The sequence below is a fragment of the Streptomyces sp. NPDC030143 genome (genome assembly GCF_055573695.1).
In genome coordinates this window covers 295,372-315,246 of the sequence record NZ_JBVIAY010000004.1, presented here as the reverse complement: position 1 = coordinate 315,246, position 19,875 = coordinate 295,372, and the positions used below count along the sequence as shown (strand labels likewise).

The 19,875-nt window shown below is 70.2% G+C and carries 19 protein-coding genes and 1 tRNA gene; 9 read left to right on the top strand and 11 right to left on the bottom strand.

Annotated elements, in window-relative coordinates; genetic code table 11:
- Positions 1 to 116: 116 nt before the first annotated feature.
- The 4 genes from ACZ4YY_RS09860 (at position 117) to pknB (ending at position 6,749) form a co-directional block, all read left to right on the top strand.
- On the top strand, positions 117 to 1,655 hold the full coding sequence (locus ACZ4YY_RS09860; protein ID WP_468286097.1) for a Stp1/IreP family PP2C-type Ser/Thr phosphatase: 1,539 nt from the start codon (positions 117 to 119) through the stop codon (positions 1,653 to 1,655).
- 27 nt (positions 1,656 to 1,682) lie between these two features.
- Positions 1,683 to 3,122 (top strand): FtsW/RodA/SpoVE family cell cycle protein, encoded by a 1,440-nt coding sequence (locus ACZ4YY_RS09855; RefSeq protein ID WP_468286093.1) that lies wholly within the window; start codon positions 1,683 to 1,685, stop codon positions 3,120 to 3,122.
- The gene (locus ACZ4YY_RS09850) at positions 3,119 to 4,591 is read left to right on the top strand and encodes a peptidoglycan D,D-transpeptidase FtsI family protein (RefSeq protein WP_468286090.1); all 1,473 of its coding nucleotides are present in this window, start codon (positions 3,119 to 3,121) and stop codon (positions 4,589 to 4,591) included. Before ACZ4YY_RS09855 ends, ACZ4YY_RS09850 begins: the two co-directional genes overlap by 4 nt.
- A gap of 169 nt (positions 4,592 to 4,760) precedes the next feature.
- Positions 4,761 to 6,749 carry a Stk1 family PASTA domain-containing Ser/Thr kinase gene (gene pknB, locus ACZ4YY_RS09845; protein ID WP_468286086.1) on the top strand — a complete coding sequence of 663 codons (1,989 nt, stop codon included), beginning with the start codon at positions 4,761 to 4,763 and terminating at the stop codon, positions 6,747 to 6,749.
- A gap of 205 nt (positions 6,750 to 6,954) precedes the next feature.
- Here the strand turns inward: pknB and ACZ4YY_RS09840 are convergent, their stop codons facing one another.
- Genes ACZ4YY_RS09840 through ACZ4YY_RS09815 form a run of 6 tightly spaced genes read right to left on the bottom strand, consistent with a single transcriptional unit; the run spans position 6,955 to position 11,092 of the window.
- Positions 6,955 to 7,713, bottom strand: coding sequence for a class E sortase (locus ACZ4YY_RS09840; protein ID WP_468286084.1), 759 nt, complete (start codon positions 7,711 to 7,713; stop codon positions 6,955 to 6,957).
- Positions 7,714 to 7,726: 13 nt separating this feature from the next.
- On the bottom strand, positions 7,727 to 8,725 hold the full coding sequence (locus ACZ4YY_RS09835; protein ID WP_468286081.1) for a class E sortase: 999 nt from the start codon (positions 8,723 to 8,725) through the stop codon (positions 7,727 to 7,729).
- Positions 8,722 to 9,360 carry an aminodeoxychorismate/anthranilate synthase component II gene (locus ACZ4YY_RS09830; RefSeq protein ID WP_468286079.1) on the bottom strand — a complete coding sequence of 213 codons (639 nt, stop codon included), beginning with the start codon at positions 9,358 to 9,360 and terminating at the stop codon, positions 8,722 to 8,724. Before ACZ4YY_RS09830 ends, ACZ4YY_RS09835 begins: the two co-directional genes overlap by 4 nt.
- Complete coding sequence (locus ACZ4YY_RS09825) at positions 9,357 to 9,566, bottom strand: hypothetical protein (protein ID WP_468286608.1); 210 nt, start codon at positions 9,564 to 9,566, stop codon at positions 9,357 to 9,359. The genes ACZ4YY_RS09830 and ACZ4YY_RS09825 overlap by 4 nt, the downstream gene beginning before the upstream one ends.
- A gap of 4 nt (positions 9,567 to 9,570) precedes the next feature.
- On the bottom strand, positions 9,571 to 10,248 hold the full coding sequence (locus tag ACZ4YY_RS09820) for a class E sortase (RefSeq protein WP_468286077.1): 678 nt from the start codon (positions 10,246 to 10,248) through the stop codon (positions 9,571 to 9,573).
- Positions 10,249 to 10,303: 55 nt separating this feature from the next.
- A complete protein-coding gene (locus ACZ4YY_RS09815; protein WP_468286074.1) occupies positions 10,304 to 11,092 on the bottom strand; it encodes a DUF881 domain-containing protein in 789 nt (262 codons plus the stop codon).
- Positions 11,093 to 11,233: 141 nt separating this feature from the next.
- Between ACZ4YY_RS09815 and crgA the strand changes: the two genes are divergently transcribed.
- Positions 11,234 to 11,488, top strand: a complete 255-nt coding sequence (gene crgA / locus ACZ4YY_RS09810) for a cell division protein CrgA (RefSeq protein WP_468286071.1) — start codon at positions 11,234 to 11,236, stop codon at positions 11,486 to 11,488.
- 256 nt (positions 11,489 to 11,744) lie between these two features.
- On the opposite strand, the gene ACZ4YY_RS09805 is transcribed toward crgA, so the two are convergent.
- Positions 11,745 to 12,644 carry a rhomboid family intramembrane serine protease gene (locus tag ACZ4YY_RS09805; RefSeq protein ID WP_468286582.1) on the bottom strand — a complete coding sequence of 300 codons (900 nt, stop codon included), beginning with the start codon at positions 12,642 to 12,644 and terminating at the stop codon, positions 11,745 to 11,747.
- A gap of 116 nt (positions 12,645 to 12,760) precedes the next feature.
- Positions 12,761 to 13,288 (bottom strand): peptidylprolyl isomerase, encoded by a 528-nt coding sequence (locus tag ACZ4YY_RS09800; protein ID WP_468286068.1) that lies wholly within the window; start codon positions 13,286 to 13,288, stop codon positions 12,761 to 12,763.
- A gap of 316 nt (positions 13,289 to 13,604) precedes the next feature.
- On the opposite strand from ACZ4YY_RS09800, the gene ACZ4YY_RS09795 reads away from it, so the two are divergent.
- Positions 13,605 to 14,318 (top strand): DUF5324 family protein, encoded by a 714-nt coding sequence (locus ACZ4YY_RS09795; protein WP_468286066.1) that lies wholly within the window; start codon positions 13,605 to 13,607, stop codon positions 14,316 to 14,318.
- Between the two features lie 242 nt (positions 14,319 to 14,560).
- Here ACZ4YY_RS09795 and ACZ4YY_RS09790 read toward each other — a convergent pair.
- Positions 14,561 to 14,633 (bottom strand) — tRNA-Ala (locus tag ACZ4YY_RS09790).
- Positions 14,634 to 14,818: 185 nt separating this feature from the next.
- On the opposite strand from ACZ4YY_RS09790, the gene ACZ4YY_RS09785 reads away from it, so the two are divergent.
- Positions 14,819 to 15,367, top strand: a complete 549-nt coding sequence (locus tag ACZ4YY_RS09785; protein WP_468286062.1) for a helix-turn-helix domain-containing protein — start codon at positions 14,819 to 14,821, stop codon at positions 15,365 to 15,367.
- A 236-nt stretch (positions 15,368 to 15,603) separates the two neighbouring features.
- Entirely contained in the window at positions 15,604 to 17,088 is a 1,485-nt protein-coding gene (locus ACZ4YY_RS09780; RefSeq protein ID WP_468286059.1) for a serine/threonine-protein kinase, read from the top strand.
- Here ACZ4YY_RS09780 and ACZ4YY_RS09775 read toward each other — a convergent pair.
- Together ACZ4YY_RS09775 and ACZ4YY_RS09770 are read right to left on the bottom strand one after the other, a co-directional pair.
- Positions 17,052 to 18,416: a hypothetical protein gene (locus ACZ4YY_RS09775; protein ID WP_468286056.1), complete on the bottom strand. Its 1,365-nt coding sequence runs from the start codon at positions 18,414 to 18,416 to the stop codon at positions 17,052 to 17,054. The genes ACZ4YY_RS09780 and ACZ4YY_RS09775 overlap by 37 nt on opposite strands.
- 401 nt (positions 18,417 to 18,817) lie before the next feature.
- Positions 18,818 to 18,946, bottom strand: a complete 129-nt coding sequence (locus tag ACZ4YY_RS09770) for a DLW-39 family protein (protein ID WP_003999697.1) — start codon at positions 18,944 to 18,946, stop codon at positions 18,818 to 18,820.
- A 327-nt stretch (positions 18,947 to 19,273) separates the two neighbouring features.
- Here ACZ4YY_RS09770 and ACZ4YY_RS09765 point away from each other — a divergent pair, with 327 nt between their 5' ends.
- Complete coding sequence (locus ACZ4YY_RS09765) at positions 19,274 to 19,660, top strand: DUF6344 domain-containing protein (RefSeq protein WP_468286053.1); 387 nt, start codon at positions 19,274 to 19,276, stop codon at positions 19,658 to 19,660.
- Positions 19,661 to 19,875: the final 215 nt, after the last annotated feature.

The following is a 19,875-nucleotide window of genomic DNA, read 5'->3' as shown; positions in this document are numbered from 1 at the left end:
CGGAGCGAGCGCGCACGGGTGGCCGGCACCCCGGGCCCCGGCGCGCTCCCGACCGGAGGGTGGGCAGTGTGGCTCGACACGACCGGCTGTACCCGGGGCCGACGGGCGAGGTGCGCATGAGTCTGTCACTGCGTTTCGCCGCCGGATCGCACAAGGGCATGATCCGGGAGGGCAACGAGGACTCCGGTTACGCCGGTCCGCGCCTGCTCGCCATCGCCGACGGCATGGGCGGTGCCGCCGCCGGTGAGGTCGCCTCCTCCGAGGCGATCTCCACGATCGTCGCGCTCGACGACGACGTGCCCGGCTCCGACGTCCTCACCTCGCTCGGCGCCGCCGTCCAGCGCGCCAACGACCAGCTGCGCTCGATGGTCGAGGAGGACCCCCAGCTCGAGGGCATGGGGACGACGCTGACCGCACTGCTGTGGACGGGCCAGCGGCTCGGCCTGGTGCACGTCGGCGACTCCCGCGCCTACCTGCTGCGCGACGGCGTCCTCAGCCAGATCACGCAGGACCACACCTGGGTGCAGCGCCTGGTCGACGAGGGCCGCATCACCGAGGAAGAGGCCACCACCCACCCCCAGCGCTCGCTGCTGATGCGGGCGCTCGGCAGCGGCGAGCACGTCGAGCCCGACCTGTCGATCCGCGAGGTCCGGGCCGGCGACCGCTACCTGATCTGCTCGGACGGACTGTCCGGGGTCGTCTCCCACCAGACGCTCGAGGACACCCTCGCCAGCTACCAGGGCCCGCAGGAGACCGTGCAGGAGCTGATCCAGCTCGCCTTGCGCGGCGGCGGCCCGGACAACATCACCGTCATCGTCGCCGACGTCCTGGACCTGGACACCGGTGACACCCTCGCCGGACAGCTGTCCGACACGCCCGTCGTGGTCGGCGCCGTCGCCGAGAACCAGCACCAACTGCACGACAACGGCATCATGCAGACCCCGGCCGGCCGGGCCTCCGGGCTCGGCCGCCAGGGCCGCGGCCAGGGCGGCGGGGAGTTCGGGCCCCCCGGCTCCGGCGACGTGACCGGCTTCATCCCCACCAGCGGCTTCGGCGACTACACCGACGACGACTTCGTCAAGCCCCGCAAGAACCGCAGGTGGCTGAAGAGATCGCTCTACAGCGCGCTGGCGCTCGCCGTCATCGGCGGCGGCCTGTACGGCGGCTGGCGCTGGACGCAGACGCAGTACTACGTGGGCACCAAGGACGAGCACCTCGCGCTGTACCGCGGCATCAGCCAGGATCTGGCCTGGGTCTCGCTCTCGAAGGTGGAGAAGGACCACCCCGAGATCGAACTCAAGTACCTCCCCCAGTACCAGCAGAAGCAGGTCGAGGCGACGATCCCCGCGGGCAACCTTTCCTCCGCCCAGAAGAAGATCGACGAGCTGGCCGTCCAGGCCTCCGCGTGCAAGAAGCAGACCCAGGCCAGAGCCGCCGAGGGCCAGAACGCCAAATCCCCCCAGGGCGAGGCCGGAGGCACGACGGGAACCACCCGTACCTCCCTCACGTCCAAGGCAACGCCGACTCCGCCCCCCTCGGGCGGGTCGGTCTCCCCGTCCACGACTCCGTCCACGTCCGCGACCGCCACTCCCAACCCCGGCCCGACTCTCTCGGAGGAAGAGCAGAAGGTCGTCTCGCGGTGCGGTGAGCAGTAGACAAGCCGTGAGAGGCCCCGTCACACGATGAGCAGTACTACCAACACGCCGACGCACCACACGTCCACGATCGGCTCGATCGGCACCCCGAGCCGGCGCAACACCGAGCTCGCGCTGCTGGTGTTCGCCGTCCTCATCCCGGTGTTCGCCTACGCCAACGTGGGCCTCGCCATCAACGAGCAGGTGCCGTCCGGCCTGCTCGCCTACGGCCTGGGACTCGGCCTGCTGGCCGGCGTCGCCCACCTCGTGGTCCGCAAGTTCGCGCCGTACGCCGACCCGCTGCTGCTGCCGCTGGCCACGCTGCTGAACGGCCTCGGACTCGTCGCCATCTGGCGGCTGGACCAGTCCGAGCTGCTCCAGTCCATCCAGCAGGCCGGCACGGCCGCGCCACGGCAGCTCATGTACACGGCGATGGGCATCGCCTTCTTCATCGTGGTGCTGATCTTCCTCAAGGACCACCGCGTCCTGCAGCGCTACACGTACATCTCCATGGTCGGCGCGCTGTTCCTGCTGCTGCTGCCACTGGTGCCGGGCCTCGGCCGGAACATCTACGGCGCCAAGATCTGGATCCAGGTCGGCTCGTTCTCGATCCAGCCCGGTGAGTTCGCCAAGATCGTCCTGGCGATCTTCTTCGCGGGCTACCTGATGGTGAAGCGCGACGCGCTCGCCCTGGCCAGCCGCCGTTTCATGGGCCTGTACCTGCCGCGCGGCCGTGACCTGGGCCCGATCCTGGTCGTCTGGTTCATCTCGATCCTGATCCTGGTCTTCGAGACCGACCTCGGCACCTCGCTGCTGTTCTTCGGAATGTTCGTCATCATGCTGTACGTCGCCACCGAGCGGACCAGCTGGATCGTCTTCGGTCTGCTGATGTCCGGGGCCGGTGCCGTCGGCGTGGCCAGCTTCGAACCGCACGTCCAGCAGCGCGTCCAGGCCTGGCTCGACCCGATGAAGGAGTACACCCTCTCCCGACAGGGCTCCGTCGGCCACTCCGAGCAGGCCATGCAGGCCCTGTGGGCGTTCGGCTCCGGCGGCACCCTCGGCACCGGCTGGGGCCAGGGCCACTCCGAGCTGATCCGCTTCGCCGCCAACTCCGACTTCATCCTCGCGACCTTCGGCGAGGAGCTCGGCCTGGCCGGTGTGATGGCGCTGCTGCTGCTGTACGGCCTGATCGTGGAGCGCGGCGTGCGCACCGCCCTCGCCGCCCGCGACCCCTTCGGCAAGCTGCTCGCCATCGGCCTCTCGGGCGCCTTCGCGCTCCAGGTGTTCGTCGTGGCCGGCGGCGTGATGGGCCTGATCCCGCTGACCGGTATGACGATGCCGTTCCTGGCGTACGGCGGTTCCTCCGTCATCGCCAACTGGGCGTTGATCGGCATCCTCATCAGAATCAGCGACACCGCGCGCCGACCGGCACCCGCCCCCGCCTCCAACCCCGACGCCGAGATGACCCAGGTGGTCCGCCCGTCATGAACAAGCCCCTGCGCCGGATCGCGATCTTCTGCGGACTGCTGATCCTCACCCTGCTGGTTCGCGACAACTGGCTCCAGTACGCCAAGGCCAACGACCTGGCCAGCGACGACGAGAACCGCCGCGTCAACATCGCGCGCTACGCCACCCCGCGCGGCGACATTATCGTCGAGGGCGAGGCGATCACCGGATCGGTGGAGAACACCAGCGGCGACTACAAGTTCAAGCGCACCTGGACGAACGGCCCGATGTGGGCGCCGGTCACCGGGTACTCCTCGCAGGCCTTCGGCGCCAACCAGTTGGAGAAGCTCGAGGACGGCATCCTCACCGGCAACGACGACCGGCTCTTCTTCCGCAACACGCTCGACATGATCACGGGCAAGAAGAAGGAGGGCGGCAGCGTCGTCACCACCCTCAACGCCGCCGCGCAGAAGGCCGCGTACGAGGGGCTGGGCAACAAGAAGGGCGCCGTCGCCGCGATCGACCCGGCCACCGGCAAGATCCTGGCGCTGGTCTCCACGCCGTCGTACGACCCGTCGAAGTTCGCCGGAACCTCCGACAAGGACGCCGAGGCCTGGAACGCCGTCCAGAAGAAGAACAACCCGGACGACCCGATGCTGAACCGGGCGCTGCGCGAGACGTACCCGCCGGGCTCGACGTTCAAGGTCGTCACCGCGGCCGCCGCGCTGGAGAACGGCGTGGTCTCCGGTATCGACGAGGCGACCAAGACGCCGGACCCCTACCAGCTGCCGGAGACGACGACGCCGCTCACCAACGAGCACGGTGAATGCGAGAACGCCACCCTGCGGTACGCGCTCATGGTGTCCTGCAACACCGTCTTCGCGAAGATGTCCCACAACGTCGGCAACGAGAAGATGATCGAGCAGGCGGAGAAGTTCGGCTACAACAACAAGGAGCTGGACACCCCGGTCCGCGCCGCCCAGAGCGTCTACCCCGAGGACAACGCGCCGCAGAACGCCATGGACGGCATCGGCCAGGCGTCCAACCGCGCCACGCCGCTGCAGATGGCCATGGTCGCCTCGGCGATCGCCAACGACGGCAAGCTGATGAAGCCGTACATGGTCGACCAGCTCAAGGCCGCGAACCTCGACACCATCGCGACCACCGAGCCGGAGGAGCTGTCGCAGGCCGTCTCCTCGGAGACCGCGCAGAAGCTCCAGGAGATGATGGAGACCGTCGTCAACGACCCGCAGGGCACCGGCGGCAAGGCGAAGATCTCGGGCGTGAAGGTCGGCGGCAAGACCGGTACCGCCCAGCACGGCCTGAACAACAGTGAGAAGCCGTACGCCTGGTTCATCTCCTACGCGAAGCTGTCCGACGGCAGCTCGCCGGTGGCCGTCGCCGTGGTCGTCGAGGACGGCGCGGCCAACCGAGACGACATTTCAGGTGGCGGCCTCGCCGGCCCGATCGCAAGGGACGTGATGAAGGCAGTCATCGACAGCAAGAAGTGACCCCGATCACGTCGCCTACACATCGGTGCACGTTGCGATACCGGTCCTGTATCGGGTGACGGGCTTGGCCAGGTCACGACGCGCCGTCCGGGTACGGTATGCCCGGACGGCAGCCTGCGACCGCACATGTGTGCCGGTCGGGACCGACGGAGAGGGCTGGTAGGTAGCTATGGAAGAGCCGCGTCGCCTCGGCGGCCGGTACGAGCTGGGCCACGTGCTCGGCCGTGGTGGCATGGCCGAGGTCTACCTCGCGCATGACACCCGTCTGGGCCGCACCGTGGCGGTGAAGACGCTGCGCGCGGACCTCGCGCGCGACCCTTCCTTCCAGGCCCGGTTCCGCCGGGAGGCCCAGTCGGCCGCTTCGCTCAACCACCCCGCGATCGTCGCGGTCTACGACACGGGCGAGGACTACATCGACGGGGTCTCGATCCCGTACATCGTCATGGAGTACGTCGACGGCTCCACCCTGCGGGAGCTGTTGCACTCCGGCCGCAAGCTGCTGCCGGAGCGGGCCATGGAGATGACCATCGGCATCCTCCAGGGCCTGGAGTACGCCCACCGCAACCAGATCGTCCACCGGGACATCAAGCCGGCGAACGTCATGCTGACGCGCAACGGCCAGGTCAAGGTGATGGACTTCGGCATCGCCCGCGCCATGGGCGACTCCGGCATGACGATGACGCAGACGGCAGCCGTGATCGGCACCGCCCAGTACCTCTCCCCGGAGCAGGCCAAGGGCGAGCAGGTCGACGCCCGTTCCGACCTGTACTCCACCGGGTGTCTCCTCTACGAGCTGCTGACGGTACGGCCGCCCTTCGTCGGCGACTCGCCGGTGGCCGTGGCCTACCAGCACGTCCGGGAGGAACCGCAGGCGCCCAGCGTCTTCGACCCCGAGATCACGCCCGAGATGGACGCGATCGTGCTGAAGGCCCTGGTCAAGGACCCGAACTACCGCTACCAGTCCGCCGACGAGATGCGCGCCGACATCGAGGCCTGCCTCGACGGTCAGCCGGTCGGGGCCACGGCGGCGATGGGCGCGGTCGGTTACGGCGGCTACCCCGACGACCAGCCGACGACGGCGCTGCGCGCCGACGCGGGCGCGACCACGATGCTGCCGCCCATGAACCCGGACGAGGGCGGTTTCGGCTACGACGACCGCCCCGACCGGCGCCGGCAGAAGAAGAGCAACGGCTCGACGATCCTGCTGGTCGTGGCGGCCGTGCTGGTGCTCGTGGGCGCGATCCTCATCGGCAAGTGGGTCTTCACCGGCAACGGGGCGGGGGACAAGCCGTTCGCGGCCCCGAACTTCGTCGGGCAGACGCTGGAGCGCGCTCAGACGATGGCGACCAACGTCGAGCTGAAACTGGTGCCGACGCAGAAACCCTGCGAGAACACGCCCAAGGGCAGCGTCTGCGACCAGAACCCGCCGGCCAAGGCCGACGTCAACAAGGGCGACACGATCAACATCACCGTGTCGACCGGTGCGCCCAAGGTGGCCGTCCCCAGCGTCCTCGGCAAGAGCCTGGAAGAGGCCAAGTCGGAGCTTGAAGGCGACAAGTACCAGTTCGTCGTCGAGACGAAGCAGGAGGTGTCGTCGGAAGAGGCCGGCACCGTCCTGAGCCAGGACCCCGAGCTCGGCTCCGAGGTGGAGAAGGGCACCACGATCACCCTCACCGTCGCCAAGGCGGAGGAGAAGGCGACCGTCCCCGACGTCCGCGGTCAGAGCTGTGACGCCGCCAAGGCGCAGATGGAGCAGAACAACCTGGTCGGCACCTGCACCGAGGTCGAGACCCAGGACCCGAACCAGGTGGGCAAGGTCATCCAGACCACCCCGCAGGTCAGCTCGCAGGCCGACAAGGGCTCCACGGTCTCGATCCAGATCGGCAAGGCGCCCGAGAACCAGCAGACGCAGGTCCCAGCGAACCTCCAGGGCATGTCCCTGAAGGACGCCAGGAAGGCGCTCCAGGACGTGGGGCTGAACGTCGGCAACATCCAGGGCAGCAACGACGACAACGCCATCGTCTTCACCTCCGACCCGGCGCCCGGCAGCACGGTGAACAAGGGCCAGACGGTCAACCTGGTCACCATCCAGAACAATGGGAACAACAACGGCGGGAACAACGGGGGAACCATCTTCTTCGGAGGAACCAGCGGTTAGGGGGTGTTCGCCCGGGCGGGCACCACACCCGCCCGGCCGGTGCCCCGCCGGGACGACCGGGGGTGTTCGCGCGGGCGAATGACCGCTCGGAGAAAACCGCTCGGTGGACGACCGCTCGGCGGGGGATCTCACCACCGCCACGACGCCGTAGGGCCCTGCCGGATCACCCGGCAGGGCCCTACGGCGTCTCACAGCTCCGCTGAGGTCAGCGCAGTTCCTTCGGCGGCGTCCGGTCGGCGTCCACCTTCTCCACACGCTCCAGCTCGCCCCACACGACGTAGCGGTAGCGGCTGGTGTAGACGGGCGTGCACGTCGTCAGGGTGATGTACTTGCCGGCCTTCGTCGTGCCGGCCTCCTTGGGGACGGCACCGAGGACCTCGACGTTGTACTTCGAGGTCTCGGGAAGGATGGAGAACACCTTGTAGACGTACCAGTTGTCCCGCGTCTCGAAGACGATCGGGTCGCCCTTCGCCAGCTTGTCGATGTTGTGGAACTTCGCGCCGTGCCCGTCGCGGTGGGCGGCCAGAGAGAAGTTGCCGTTCTTCCCGCTCGTGGGGAGGGTCGCCTTGACAGGCTCGGTGTAGTAGCCGGCGACCCCGTCGTTGAGGATCTTCGACGAGGTGCCCTCCTCGACCAGGACCTCGCCGTTCCTCATCGCGGGTACGTGCAGGAAGCCGATGCCGTTCCCGGTGTCGAGCGCGCCCGGTCCGGTGTCCTGGCGCGCCCAGGTGTCGCGGACCCGGTCGCCCTGCTGACCGGCCTTGCGGTCGGCGACGACGTTGGTCCACCACAGGGAGTAGACGACGAACAGGCCGAGCACCAGCCCGGCCGTGATGAGAAGTTCACCGAAGACGCTGACCGCCTGGGCGATCCTGCCGCCGCGGCGCCGCGGCGCGGGCGGGGCCGCGGCCCCGGGCGCGTCGGTGTCCTCTTCGTGCTGAGTGCCGTCGGTGGTCGCTGCCACGGTTCATCTGCCCCTACTCGACGAGCGCATCCGGCTTGCCCTTGCTGCGCGGCCGTTCCTCGACCATCTTGCCCCAGACGATCAACCGGTACTTGCTGGTGAACTCCGGCGTGCACGTCGTCAGCGTGATGTAGCGCCCCGGGCCGGTGAAGCCGGATCCCGGCGGGACCGGTTCGAGGACGCTGATGTTGCGCGGCGAGGTCACCGGCAGCATCGACGCCATCTTGTAGACGTAGTAGTCGTCCTGCGTCTCCACGACGATGTCGTCGCCCGGCTGGAGCCGGTTGATGAAGCGGAACGGCTCGCCGTGGGTGTTGCGGTGCCCCGCGAGCCCGAAGTTGCCGCTCTTGGCGTCGGGCATGGCCGTCTTCAGCGCGCCCTCGCCGTAGTGCCCCACCATGCCCTTGTCGAGGACGCGCTTGTTGTTGATGCCCTCGGCGATCGGCACGACCACGTCCAGCTTGGGGATGTGCAGGATGGCGAAGCCCTGGCCGGGCGAGAAGGTCCCCGGGTTGCGCTTGCCGTTCGCCCAGTCGTCCTGGAGGCTGCTCGCCTCCCTGTCCGCCTGCGCGTGCGCCCGGACGTTCGTCCACCACAGCTGGTAGGTGACGAACAGCAGCATCAGCACGCCCGTGGTGATGAACACCTCGCCGACCGCCCGGCTGGCGACCACCGCCGCGCTGGGCCTGCGCGCCCGCGCCTGCCGTCGGGCCTCCACCCGGGAGAGCGGGCGGCCCTGGGACACCTCCGCGGCGGAATCCGTCGCCTCGGTAGCGCTGCCATGACGCCCGTGACGGCGCTTGGCGGCCTTTCTGCGGGCCGCTCGGCCACCCGGAGTGGTTCCGGTGACATCGGAGGCGGACGACGCCCCAGAAGCCGGTATGGACCCGCCGCCGAGCTCGGACTCCGGCAGTCGTGGTATCCGCAGCGCCACCGTCTCCTCGTCGAGGGGAGGCCGGTACGGCGGACCCCCGCCGTACCGGTCCTCGCGCTCGGGGCGCAGAGCGGTCACGCCGTGGCCCTGCCCACCACCGGGGCGAGCCCCGCCGACCTCGCCACCGCGCCCTGGTCGCCGCACTCCACGAGCCAGTTGGCCAGCATCCGGTGCCCGTGCTCGGTCAGGACCGACTCGGGGTGGAACTGCACGCCCTCGACCGGGAGCTCCCGGTGGCGCAGGCCCATGACGATGCCGTCGTGGGTCCGCGCGGTGATCTCCAGCTCGGCCGGGACGGTCGCGGGCTCGGCGGCCAGGGAGTGGTAGCGGGTCGCGGTGAACGGGGTGGGCAGGCCGGCGAAGACGCCCCGGCCCTCGTGCTCGACCAGCGAGGTCTTGCCGTGCAGCAGCTCCGGCGCCCGGCCCACCACGCCGCCGTACGCCACCTGCATCGACTGCATGCCCAGGCAGACGCCGAAGACGGGCACGCCGGTGCTCGCGCAGTGGCGGACCATGTCGACGCAGACGCCGGCCTCCTCGGGCGTGCCCGGGCCCGGCGAGAGCAGGACGCCGTCGAAGCCGTCCTGGGCGTGGGCCGTGGAGACCTCGTCGTTGCGCAGGACCTCGCACTCGGCGCCCAGCTGGTACAGGTACTGGACCAGGTTGAAGACGAAGCTGTCGTAGTTGTCGACGACGAGAATGCGCGCGCTCACTGGTTGTCCACCGTCACATCGTTGAAGGGAAGCAGCGGTTCGGCCCACGGAAAGACGTACTGGAACAGGACATAGACGACAGCCAGCACCAGCACGATCGAGATCAGCGCCTTCAGCCACGTGTTTCCCGGCAGATGCCGCCAGATGAAGCCGTACATGCCGTCCCTTCCGTCGCACCACGGCACCAGACTCTCGCCGTACAGCACCAGACTAACGGCGCAGAGCCCTGGGTTCGCCTGCCTCCACGGGCTGCGTGGAGTCCAGATGCGCCCAGACGATCAGCCGGTGACTGTGCCCCCATTCGGGATCGCACGTGGTCAGCGTCAGATAGCGTCCGGGACGCGTATACCCCGACTTACGTGGCACAGGGTCGATCACCTCGACGTCGGCGGGCACTGTTTTGTAGGGGCCTTTGTCGATCCGATAGGTGAACCAGGTCGTGCCGTCGGTGAGCACCACCGCGTCGCCGCGTCGCAGCCTGGGGAAGTCCTTGAACGGGTCGCCGTACGTGCGGCGATGTCCGGCGACGGAGAAGTTCCCGGTCTGCCCGAGCCGCGCGGTGCCCGGGTAGTGGCCCAGGCCCCTCTTCAGGGTGGAGGTGGCGGTCCCCTCGAGCACCGGCTTGTTCCACGTGAAACCGAGCCGCGGGATGTACATGATCGCGAAGGGCTCGCCCCGGCGGTACGGCGCCGGAGGGGTGGGCGTCGCGGGAGCCCCGGAGGCGGTCGCGGGCGTCCGCGCCCACTGGTCCCGCAGGCGGTGCATCTGGTCGTCCATGACGTGGTCGGCCCGCACCCCGGTCCAGAACAGCACGTAGACGACGAAGAGGACGATCACGGTGCCGAGGGTGACGCACAGCTCGCTGACGGTCCGGACGATCACACGCACCGGGCGGCTCCCGTAGGGCGGCGGGCGGCCGGCCCACTGCCGGTGCCGCGGGCTTCTACTCCACCGGCTTCGCGTAGTGCATGTCCACTGTGCCCGAGTAGCCGGGCAGAGTCACCGTGCCGTCCTCGGTGACTTTCCAGCCGAGCCCGTAGACGTTGACGTACACCATGTAGTTCTGGATCGCCGGGGAGTCGGCGAGGGCCTGCTGGAGCTTCTCCGGGTTCCCGACCGCCTGGATCTTGTACGGCGGGGAGTAGACGCGGCCCTGGAGGATGAGGGTGTTGCCCACGCAGCGCACGGCGCTGGTGGATATCAGCCGCTGGTCCATGACCTTGATGCCCTTGGCGCCGCCCTGCCAGAGGGCGTTCACCACCGCCTGGAGGTCCTGCTGGTGGATCACCAGGTAGTCGGGCTGGGGCTCGGGGTAGCCGGGGAGCTTGGCGGTGGCGTTCGGCGGGGCGTCGTTGAGCGTGACCGTGATCGCCTCGCCCTTGAGCTTCTCCGTGCCCGCTTCGTTCTCCAGCCGGGCGAGCTTCTCGTCCTCGGCCGTGGTGCTGCCGTCGTCGGACCGGGCCATGGATTCGACCTCGTCGCGCAGGGTCGCGTTGGACTCGTCCAGCTCACCGTTCTTGCGGCTGCGCTCGTGGATCAGGTCGGACAACTTCAGCAGCGAGGCGTCCGTACGCAGGTCGGTGCCCTTCGCGGTGTTGAAGCTGGTGACGAAGAGGAGCCCCGCCAGAGCGAAGACACCCGCCGTGAGCACCCGCACCGGCCGGAAACGGCGGCGACGCACGGGCGCGGAACCCGTTGAACCCGTCCCGGGGAAGTCGGCAGAATTGCTCAACGTACCCTTATCTCCTTCGGCGCCGTAGAAGCACTACGCTAACGGACGCCCGGGGGAGCACTCAGTGTCCCCTTGTACGCTGCCCCGAGCCCGACCCAGTTCCCTGCGCGGCCACGCAGCGCATCGACAGGAGAGACCCTCGTGCCGAAGTCACGTATCCGCAAGAAGGCCGACTACACGCCGCCGCCGTCGAAGCAGGCGACCGCCATCAAGCTGAACAGCCGCGCCTGGGTCGCGCCGGTGATGCTGGCCCTGTTCCTCGTCGGCCTCGCCTGGATCGTCCTGTTCTACGTGACCGACGGGTCACTGCCCATCGACAAGTTGGGCAACTGGAACATCGTGGTCGGTTTCGGGTTCATCGCCGCGGGATTCGGTGTCTCGACCCAGTGGAAGTAAGGGCCACCGGCAGATGAACCCAGCTCTGCCCAGGGCTATCCACTGAGTTATCCACAGCCGTTTTCCACAGTGGGGAAAAAGAACGACGATCTGTGGATAACCCGTTGGGTGTTGACGCCGGTGTGACAGAACCACCAGTGATCGAAACTCTGTTCGCCCCCTGCCTGACCTGCACAAACACTGGTCGGTGACAGGGGGCACAGTTGTTCTCGCACACTGTGCACAAGATCGGGCACACGCTGTGGACAACAGGCGCTCAGGTGAGCTGGGCGGTCCTCAGGAGGGTGGTCACCACGACCGCCACCAGCACCAGCGCACAGATGCCGAACTGCACGAGGGCGCGCCGGTCGCGGGGGGCGTGGACCATGCCGTAGCCGATCAGGACCCCTCCCACCAGGCCGCCCACATGAGCCTCCCAGGCGATGCCGCTCCATCCGAAGGTGATGATCAGGTTGATCACCAGCAGGGCGACGACCGGCCGCATGTCGTAGCGCTGCCGCCGCACCAGGACGGCCATCGCGCCGAAGAGACCGAAGACGGCGCCCGAAGCCCCGAGCGAGGGCTGGTTGGGCTCGGCGATCAGATACGTCAGCGCGCTGCCGGCGAGCCCGGAGAGCACGTACAGGGCGAGATAGCGAACCCGCCCCAGCGCCGCCTCCAGAGGGCCGCCGATCCACCACAGACTCAGCATGTTGGAGAGGATGTGGATGACGCTGCCGTGCAGGAACATCGAGGTCAGCAGGCGGTACCACTGACCCTCCGCGACGCCTTGGAGCTCCTCGAAGCCGAGGGCCGGCATGATCGCGCGGCCGATCATGTCGAAGCGGTCGGTGAAACGGTCGCCCACGGAGAGCTGCGCGACGAACGCGGCGAGACACAGGCCGATCAGGATCTTGGTGACCAGCCGGGGGTCGTCGGTGACGGCGCCGCCCGCGATCGTGCGCGGAGTGGACGCCGAGGGTGCGTGACCGGTGCCGGAGCCGTCCCGGACGCAGTCCGGGCACTGGAAACCGACCGAGGCACTGACCATGCACTCGGGACAGATGGGACGCTCGCACCGGGTGCAGCGCACACCGGTCTCGCGGTCCGCGTGGCGGTAGCAGGCGGGCAGGCCGTTGTGCGCGTCGTCCTGCCGACTGCCCGGCGCCTGGTCCATGGGGTCCCCCAACGTCGTCTCCTGCAAGGCTTTGCCCCGCTCATCCTTACGGACGAGCGGGGCAATTTGTTCCCGGCGAGAACCATGCGACCCGCAGGTCGGCGCTGGTACGGGCGTCAGTGCTGCTCGATGACGACCGACTCGATGACGACCTCGTTGAGCGGGCGGTCGGTGCGCGGGTTGGTCTGGGTGCCGGCGATCGCGTCGACGACCTTCTGACCGGCCGTGTCGGCGACCTCGCCGAAGATGGTGTGCTTGCGGGTCAGCCAGGCCGTCGGGGCGACCGTGATGAAGAACTGCGAGCCGTTGGTGCCCGGACCGGCGTTGGCCATGGCCAGCAGGTAGGGCTTGTCGAAGCGCAGGTCCGGGTGGAACTCGTCCTCGAACTGGTAGCCGGGACCGCCGGTGCCGTTGCCCAGCGGGTCACCGCCCTGGATCATGAATCCACTGATCACCCGGTGGAAGACCGTGCCGTCGTAGAGCTTCGCCGTGGTCTTCTCACCCGTCTCCGGGTGGGTCCACTCGCGCCCGCCGGTGGCGAGGTCGACGAAGTTCTTGACCGTCTTGGGCGCGTGGTCCGGGAACAGCCGGACCTTGATGTCGCCGTGGTTGGTCTTCAGGGTGGCGTACAGCTGCTCGGCCACGATCTGCCTTCCGTTGTCTTCCTGTTACCCCCCGATCCTCGCACGCCCGGTGTCGTCGCCGCCCGGCGACCACCCCGGACACCGCAGAAAAGCACGCCGGAACCGCGGTGACGGAAGCGGGCCGGGCCGATCCGTGGCATTGTCGACGACAAGCTCCTGTTGCCCCGTATTCATCCGCTCTTGTATCCGATCAAGACAACTCGGGACGTTCGACACCCGTATGCCCGCCCGCGCATGCCCCGGCGGTCGCCGACAGGCATGATCCGGAAAAGGGTGGAAAGTCGAAATACCGTACGCCACCGAGGAGGAGGAACCCGTGACCCGCATCGACAGCGTGCGCGCCGCGACCGGTTCGGCGAAGGACAGCGTGCTGCACGCCGCGGAAGTGGTGGCGCCCTACGCCGACACGGCCAAGGAGAGGGCCGCGCTCTATGCGCACGAGGCCCGCGTACGGCTCGCGCCCAAGGTGTCGCAGGCCGCCGGACAGGCCCGCGTCCAGTACGACGCCCTTGTCGCCCCTCGCCTGGAGCAGGCTCGGGCGCACGTCCCGCCGAAGGTCGACCTGGCCGCACACGAGGCGGCCGCCCGTGCGCGCCTGGCCGCCCGGCAGGCCGCCGTCTACTCCCGACCCAAGATCGAACAGGCCGTGGCCGCGGCCGGGCCCGTGAAGGACGAGGCAGCCGCCCGGGGCGCCGCCGCACTGGCCGCGTTGCGCGGTCAGGTGACGCCGAAGGAGATCCAGAAGCTGGTGCGCAAGCACCGGCGTCGGGCCAGGGCGGGCAAGCTCGCCAAGGCCCTGGCCGTCCTGGGCATCGTCGGCAGCGGTGCCTACGCGGCCTGGAAGTGGTGGGACAAGCAGGCCAACCCGGACTGGCTGGTCGAGCCGCCCGCCGCGACGGAAGTTCCCGCCGGAGGCGGTCTGACCTCGGTCGACGGCAACCCGGCGGTCCTCGACCCCGAGGTGGAGGCCAAGGAGGCCGAGGAGGCCGAGGAGGCCGAGGAGGCCGCCAAGCGCGAGGACCGCGGCTGAGGTCACCGCGCGCTGGAGCTCCCCGGCGGGGCGTAACGCACCCGCCGGGAAGCCCGACGCCGCTGTTTCACGTGGAACGCCCTGTGCCATCTCGTTCAGCGAGGCGGCACGGGGCGTTCTGCCTTCCTGGTGGGCCGGCCGGAGGCGCCCCGGACATCGGATCCGACGCGCGAAAAGCCCTCCGACGTCGCGAGAAAGCCCCCCGACGCCGCGTTTCCGCAGGTCGGAGGGCTTTCCTTGAGTGGAGCCTAGGGGAGTCGAACCCCTGACATCTGCCATGCAAAGACAGCGCTCTACCAACTGAGCTAAGGCCCCGGGAAGAGAAGCGTCCGGCCGGCAGAGTCTCGAACCGGCGGGCGCCGCAGACCAGAGTACCGGGTCACCCCCCGTGTTCCGCAAAAAGATTAGGGGTCCCCGCGAATGACCACTCTCCGTAAGATGCTCCGCGTGGTTCGCTACAGCGAACCGCGGTTTTTTGGGGAAGCGATGGGGAGACGCACATGGACGCCGCACAGCAGGAAGCCACCGCGAGAGCGCGGGAACTGCAGCGGAACTGGTACGGGGAGCCGTTGGGGGCGCTCTTCCGTAAGCTCATCGACGATCTCGGCCTGAACCAGGCCCGTCTCGCGGGGGTGCTGGGACTGTCGGCTCCGATGCTGTCGCAGCTGATGAGCGGTCAGCGGGCGAAGATCGGCAACCCGGCGGTGGTGCAGCGGGTACAGCTGCTCCAGGAGCTGGCGGCCCAGGTCGCGGACGGCAGCGTGAGCGCGGCCGAGGCGACCGAGCGCATGGACGAGATCAAGCAGTCGCAGGGGGGATCGGTGCTCAGCAACACCACGCAGACGACGAGCAGTTCCGGGGCGCCGACGGTCAAGCGGGTGGTCCGTGAGATCCAGTCGCTGCTGCGCTCGGTGGCCGCCGCCGGCGACATCATCGAGGCGGCCGACACCCTCGCCTCGGCCCACCCGGAACTGGCAGAGTTCCTCCGGGTGTACGGCGCCGGCCGCACCTCCGACGCGGTCGCGCACTACCAGTCCCACCAGAGCTGACCCGACGGCCCGGCGTCCGAAGGGGGTTCGGCGGCCGGGCCGGTGGCAGCACCCGGGAGTGGCCGGCGGCACGGGAGCGGCGAGGAGCGCAGGGGGGTGGCGCTCCCCCTGTGACGGCGGCGCGGGGCAAGCGCAATCGTGAGGGGCAACGGGGGGTCGTCCCGCTCGTCGGGGGTAGCGAGGGAGCATCGGGGGACAGCGGGGGGAATCCGCAGGGGGAGGAGCGACGCACTGCCATGGGTGAGGTCTTCGCCGGACGGTACGAACTCGCCGACCCGATCGGCCGCGGCGGCGTCGGCGCCGTCTGGCGCGCGTGGGACCACCGCCGGCGCCGCTACGTGGCCGCCAAGGTGCTCCAGCACAGCGACGCCCACTCGCTGCTGCGCTTCGTCCGCGAGCAGGCACTGCGGATCGACCACCCCCATGTCCTGGCCCCCGCCAGCTGGGCCGCCGACGACGACAAGGTCCTGTTCACCATGGACCTCGTCGCAGGCGGTTCCCTGGTCCGCCTCGTCGGCGACTACGGCCCCCTGCCCCCCGTCTTCGTCTGCACACTCCTCGACCAACTCCTGTCCGGGCTCGCCGCCGTGCACGCGGAGGGGGTCGTGCACCGCGACATCAAGCCCGCCAACGTGCTCCTGGAGGCCACCGGAACCGCCCGGCCCCGGCTGCGGCTGTCCGACTTCGGCATCGCCATGCGGCTCGGTGAACCACGCCTGACCGAGACCAACCTCGTGGTGGGAACGCCCGGTTACCTCGCTCCCGAGCAGCTGATGGGCGCCGACCCCGACTTCCCCGCCGACCTGTTCGGCGTCGGCCTGGTCGCGCTGTATCTCCTGGAGGGCGCCAAACCGGACGCCAAGGCGCTCGTCCAGTACTTCACCGAGCACGGCACGCCCCGCGCGCCGCAGGGCATCCCGGAGCCGCTGTGGCAGATCGTCGCCACCCTGCTGCAACCCGATCCCGAGGCGCGTTTCCGCACGGCCACGGGGGCGCGCAAGGCGCTGGCGGGCGCCGTCGACGTGCTGCCGGAGCCCGGCCCCGACGACGAGCTGATCGAGATCTTCGACCAACTCGGGCCGCTGCCACAGGGGTTCGCGCCGCAGGGGCCGCTGCACCGGGCCTCCGGGATCACCGTGGGGGTGGGTGCTCGCGCGGGGGCGCGGACGGGGACGGGAGCAGGGGCGGCGGCTGCGGGTGGTGAGGGGTCCGCGACAGGTACCGGCGGCGGAGCCGTCGGGAGGGCGGGCACGGAGACCGGAGCCGTCAGGGGGGCGGGTGCGGGCCCCGGAGCCGTCGCGGGGGCGGGCACGGGCCCCGGTGTCGGAACCGGCAGCGGCACGGGCGCCCCGGGATCACGCGTGGGCGCAGGTGTCGTACCGCCGACTCGCCGCCCGGGTCCCGCCCCGCCACCGCCCGCTCCCTCCATGTCGGACACCGGCAGCTTCCACCTGCCACCGCCCTCTCCGTCGCCGCCTGTGCCCCCACCCCCGCATCCGCCGGCCACGACCCTGACCGCTTCGTACACGGCACAGGGCGAGCGGACTCCGCCTCACCCGCCGGAGAGCCCGCGCCGGACCGACCGCGCAGCCCAGCGCCGTCGCACCCACGGCAGCCGCCGCGCGCCCCGCCCGGGGCCGCCCCGGAAGGTCGCGGTGCCGCTGTTGCTGCTCGCGCTGGCCTGTTACGCCGTCGGGTTCTGGGCGTTGGTGCGGATCTGAGGGGAGCGGGCCGAGGCCGCGCGGCGTCGGGCGGTCACCGTCCAGACCCCCAGGACCAGGAGCAGGGCGCTGCCGGTGCCGATGCCGCCCACCGCGACCGCCGTCATCGCGAGGCGGTCGTCCCCGCCGGACGTACCTCCCCCGGCCGCCAGGCCCTCCGCGGTGCTGCCTCCGTCCGGCGCGCCCACGTCGAAAAGGCCGCGCGGCAGCGACTCCCCCGCGTACACCGGCCCGGGCTGCGCTGCTCCCGTGACGCGGACGCGCAGCACCAGGCCCAGGACGCCGTCCCCGAAACGGTCGGCCACCTGCGCCGACAGGTGCACGACGAGGTAGTGGAACCCGGCGAACCGCAGGCTCTTCCCCGGGTCGGTGGGTGCGTACCGGTTGGCGTACCCGACCGGCGGCAGAGGAGCGAGCGAGGTGGACTTCCGGGTGCCGCCGTAGCCGATGCTCGTGGTGGCGACCTCGGCGCGCACCGGGTTGTACAGGGTCATGTCGAGCGCCGGGACGACGAACGCGGGCGCGCCGCCGGTCCCGCCGGTGGCCTCCTCCGCGTCGCCGATCTCGGCCGTGGCGTACACCTGCTGGCCCCAGTCGACGGGCACCTTGTAGAAGAGGGTCCGCCCCGGGGTGATCCCGTCGCGCCAGACGCCCTGCTCCAGGGCGGTCGCCCCGGCGAAGCCCGCGCCGCCCTCGCGCCGGACGGGTTCACCGACGGGCGGCGCGGGGGTGGCGGAGTTCCACGCCTGGGGCGCGCGGGTGGCGGCGGCCCGCCGCACGGCCGGTTCGGAGACGGGCGCGAGCTCAAGGTCCCAGGGCGTGTCGTCGGCGGCCGTGTCGGCGCGCTCGACCACGGCGTAGTACGTGCCGGCCTCCTGGCACAGGCCCTTGCCGGCCAGGATCTCGCGCGCGCCCCACGCCGTGACCGGCCGCGCGGCGCCGGACGCGCCGACGCTCACGGAGTCGTAGGAGCAGCTGACGCCGGCGGCGCTCTGGACGGAGACGTTGATCCCGTCCCCGATGGCGAGCGTGGACCCCGGGCGGGGGACCGCAGTGACCGAGACGTAGACGCTCGAGGCGGCGTCGAGCTCCAGGCGGTAGTAGGCCTTCTCCCGGCTGTCGAGGGAGCTGCGGTACGTCGTGCCGGGCTCCAGCCGTACGGCGTCGCCCGTACCGGAGGCGGCCCGGACGCCGCGGGCGCCGTCGTCGAAGGCGTACGGCGGCGGGTCCGACAGGTCGACGGCCAGGGCGGCGGGCGCCGACGGCACCGCCGTCATGAGGCAGCACACCGCGCCCACGACGGCCGTCCACCCCGCACGCCGGCCCATCCCTCGCCCCCTCGTCCGCGCCGGCACGCCGTCGTGACCGGACCCGACCGGGCCCATCCTGCCCCGTCGGCCCGTGCGGCACCCGCGCATTCCCCACGCCCGTCCGAAAAGGCGCCCGCGCCGCGCCCCGGCGCCACCATCCGCGAACGGGGACCGGCGCGCCACGAGACGGGGCGCGACACCGACAGAAGGACCGGCGCGAACGACGGTGGGCGGGACACGAACCGGGGACCGGCCCGTGGGGAGGGTGGGCGACACGAACGACGGTGGACGCGAGCGCCACGGCCGGTGCGACCGACCGATGGAGTCTCCGGGCCGCCTACTCCCGCGGCGTGCGCCCCGCAACACGAAACCCCGACCGCGAGGGCGGCCGGGGTCTGCTCAGTTCTCGGTGTGGATACTCACGAACCCGTGGGCACGGAGTCAGTCGCCTCCGTCCACAGATCCTGCTCGGCGCGATCCGCCTGGATCTGGCGGTACACGAGGAGCCCGCCGATGGCGGCCAGTGCGACCAGGAGAAGCTTCTTCACCGCGCGACCTCGTCTTTCCTTGACGTAGGGGACCTCTGGCGCCCGACTATACACACCGACCGATATCGATCGGTGACCTACTACGGCCGGTCAACTTCGGCCACCGGAAGCGCAGTAGACGCCGTACCGGGACCCCTGTCCGCCCCCCTGTCCGGCCCGCTCACCCCGCCCCGGACCGCTTTCTCGGCACTTCTCCACCTCCCTGCGTCCATCCGAGTGGTGTTGATCTGAACATCGCCCCGCCACGGGCGTCGGTCCACCACTTCGCGGCCCTCATACACATCATGAGGAAAGTACGCAAATCGCCCAACCCAAATGTGAGGGGACATGACGGAAAACCGCGTCATGAAGCTGTGGAGCGCCATCGTCACCGCCTTCCTCGCGCTGTGCACAGCGCTCGGACTGATCACGACGACCGCCCCGGCGGCCGTAGCGCAGACCGAGCCGGCCCGCAACAGCAGCGGAAGCGGCGGCCCCGTTCCCGCCACCGTGTCGACGCCGGTGTCCCCCTGGGCCTGGATCCACGCACGGGCCCTTCCCCCCACGATGAAGCAGCGCATCAGCGCCGAGGCCCACGGAAAGTCCCCCAGCTGCCGCCACCGCCCGCTCCCGGAGGACGAACCCGCCGACCACCTCTCGGCCTCCTGTGACCCCGAGGCCGACTCCCGCCCGGCCGAACCCGCCGCCTCCGCCCTCATCCCCCTCCAGCGGTGAGCGCCCGGCACACCCTGTGCCGCCCCCCCCCGACCCAGCACCACGACGTGACGGCGAACTTGCGTACTCCGCACGACACCGGCCCGGCAGCTCCCACGCGAGCGACCGGGCCTTCGCCGTGCCATGCCGCCGCGCGCGTGAGGCACCGAGGGGAGGGACCACGCGGGGAACCCGCGGCAGAAACATCGTGTGCGATCCGTCGCGGAGCGATGAGA

Coding starts and splice junctions, on each gene's coding strand:
- ACZ4YY_RS09785 (WP_468286062.1), top strand. CDS start 14,819: ATGGACGCCGCACAGCAGGAAGCCACCGCGAGAGCGCGGGAACTGCAG.
- ACZ4YY_RS09780 (WP_468286059.1), top strand. CDS start 15,604: ATGGGTGAGGTCTTCGCCGGACGGTACGAACTCGCCGACCCGATCGGC.
- ACZ4YY_RS09765 (WP_468286053.1), top strand. CDS start 19,274: ATGACGGAAAACCGCGTCATGAAGCTGTGGAGCGCCATCGTCACCGCC.
- ACZ4YY_RS09775 (WP_468286056.1), bottom strand. CDS start 18,416: ATGGGCCGGCGTGCGGGGTGGACGGCCGTCGTGGGCGCGGTGTGCTGC.
- ACZ4YY_RS09805 (WP_468286582.1), bottom strand. CDS start 12,644: ATGGACCAGGCGCCGGGCAGTCGGCAGGACGACGCGCACAACGGCCTG.
- ACZ4YY_RS09855 (WP_468286093.1), top strand. CDS start 1,683: ATGAGCAGTACTACCAACACGCCGACGCACCACACGTCCACGATCGGC.
- ACZ4YY_RS09860 (WP_468286097.1), top strand. CDS start 117: ATGAGTCTGTCACTGCGTTTCGCCGCCGGATCGCACAAGGGCATGATC.
- pknB (WP_468286086.1), top strand. CDS start 4,761: ATGGAAGAGCCGCGTCGCCTCGGCGGCCGGTACGAGCTGGGCCACGTG.
- ACZ4YY_RS09850 (WP_468286090.1), top strand. CDS start 3,119: ATGAACAAGCCCCTGCGCCGGATCGCGATCTTCTGCGGACTGCTGATC.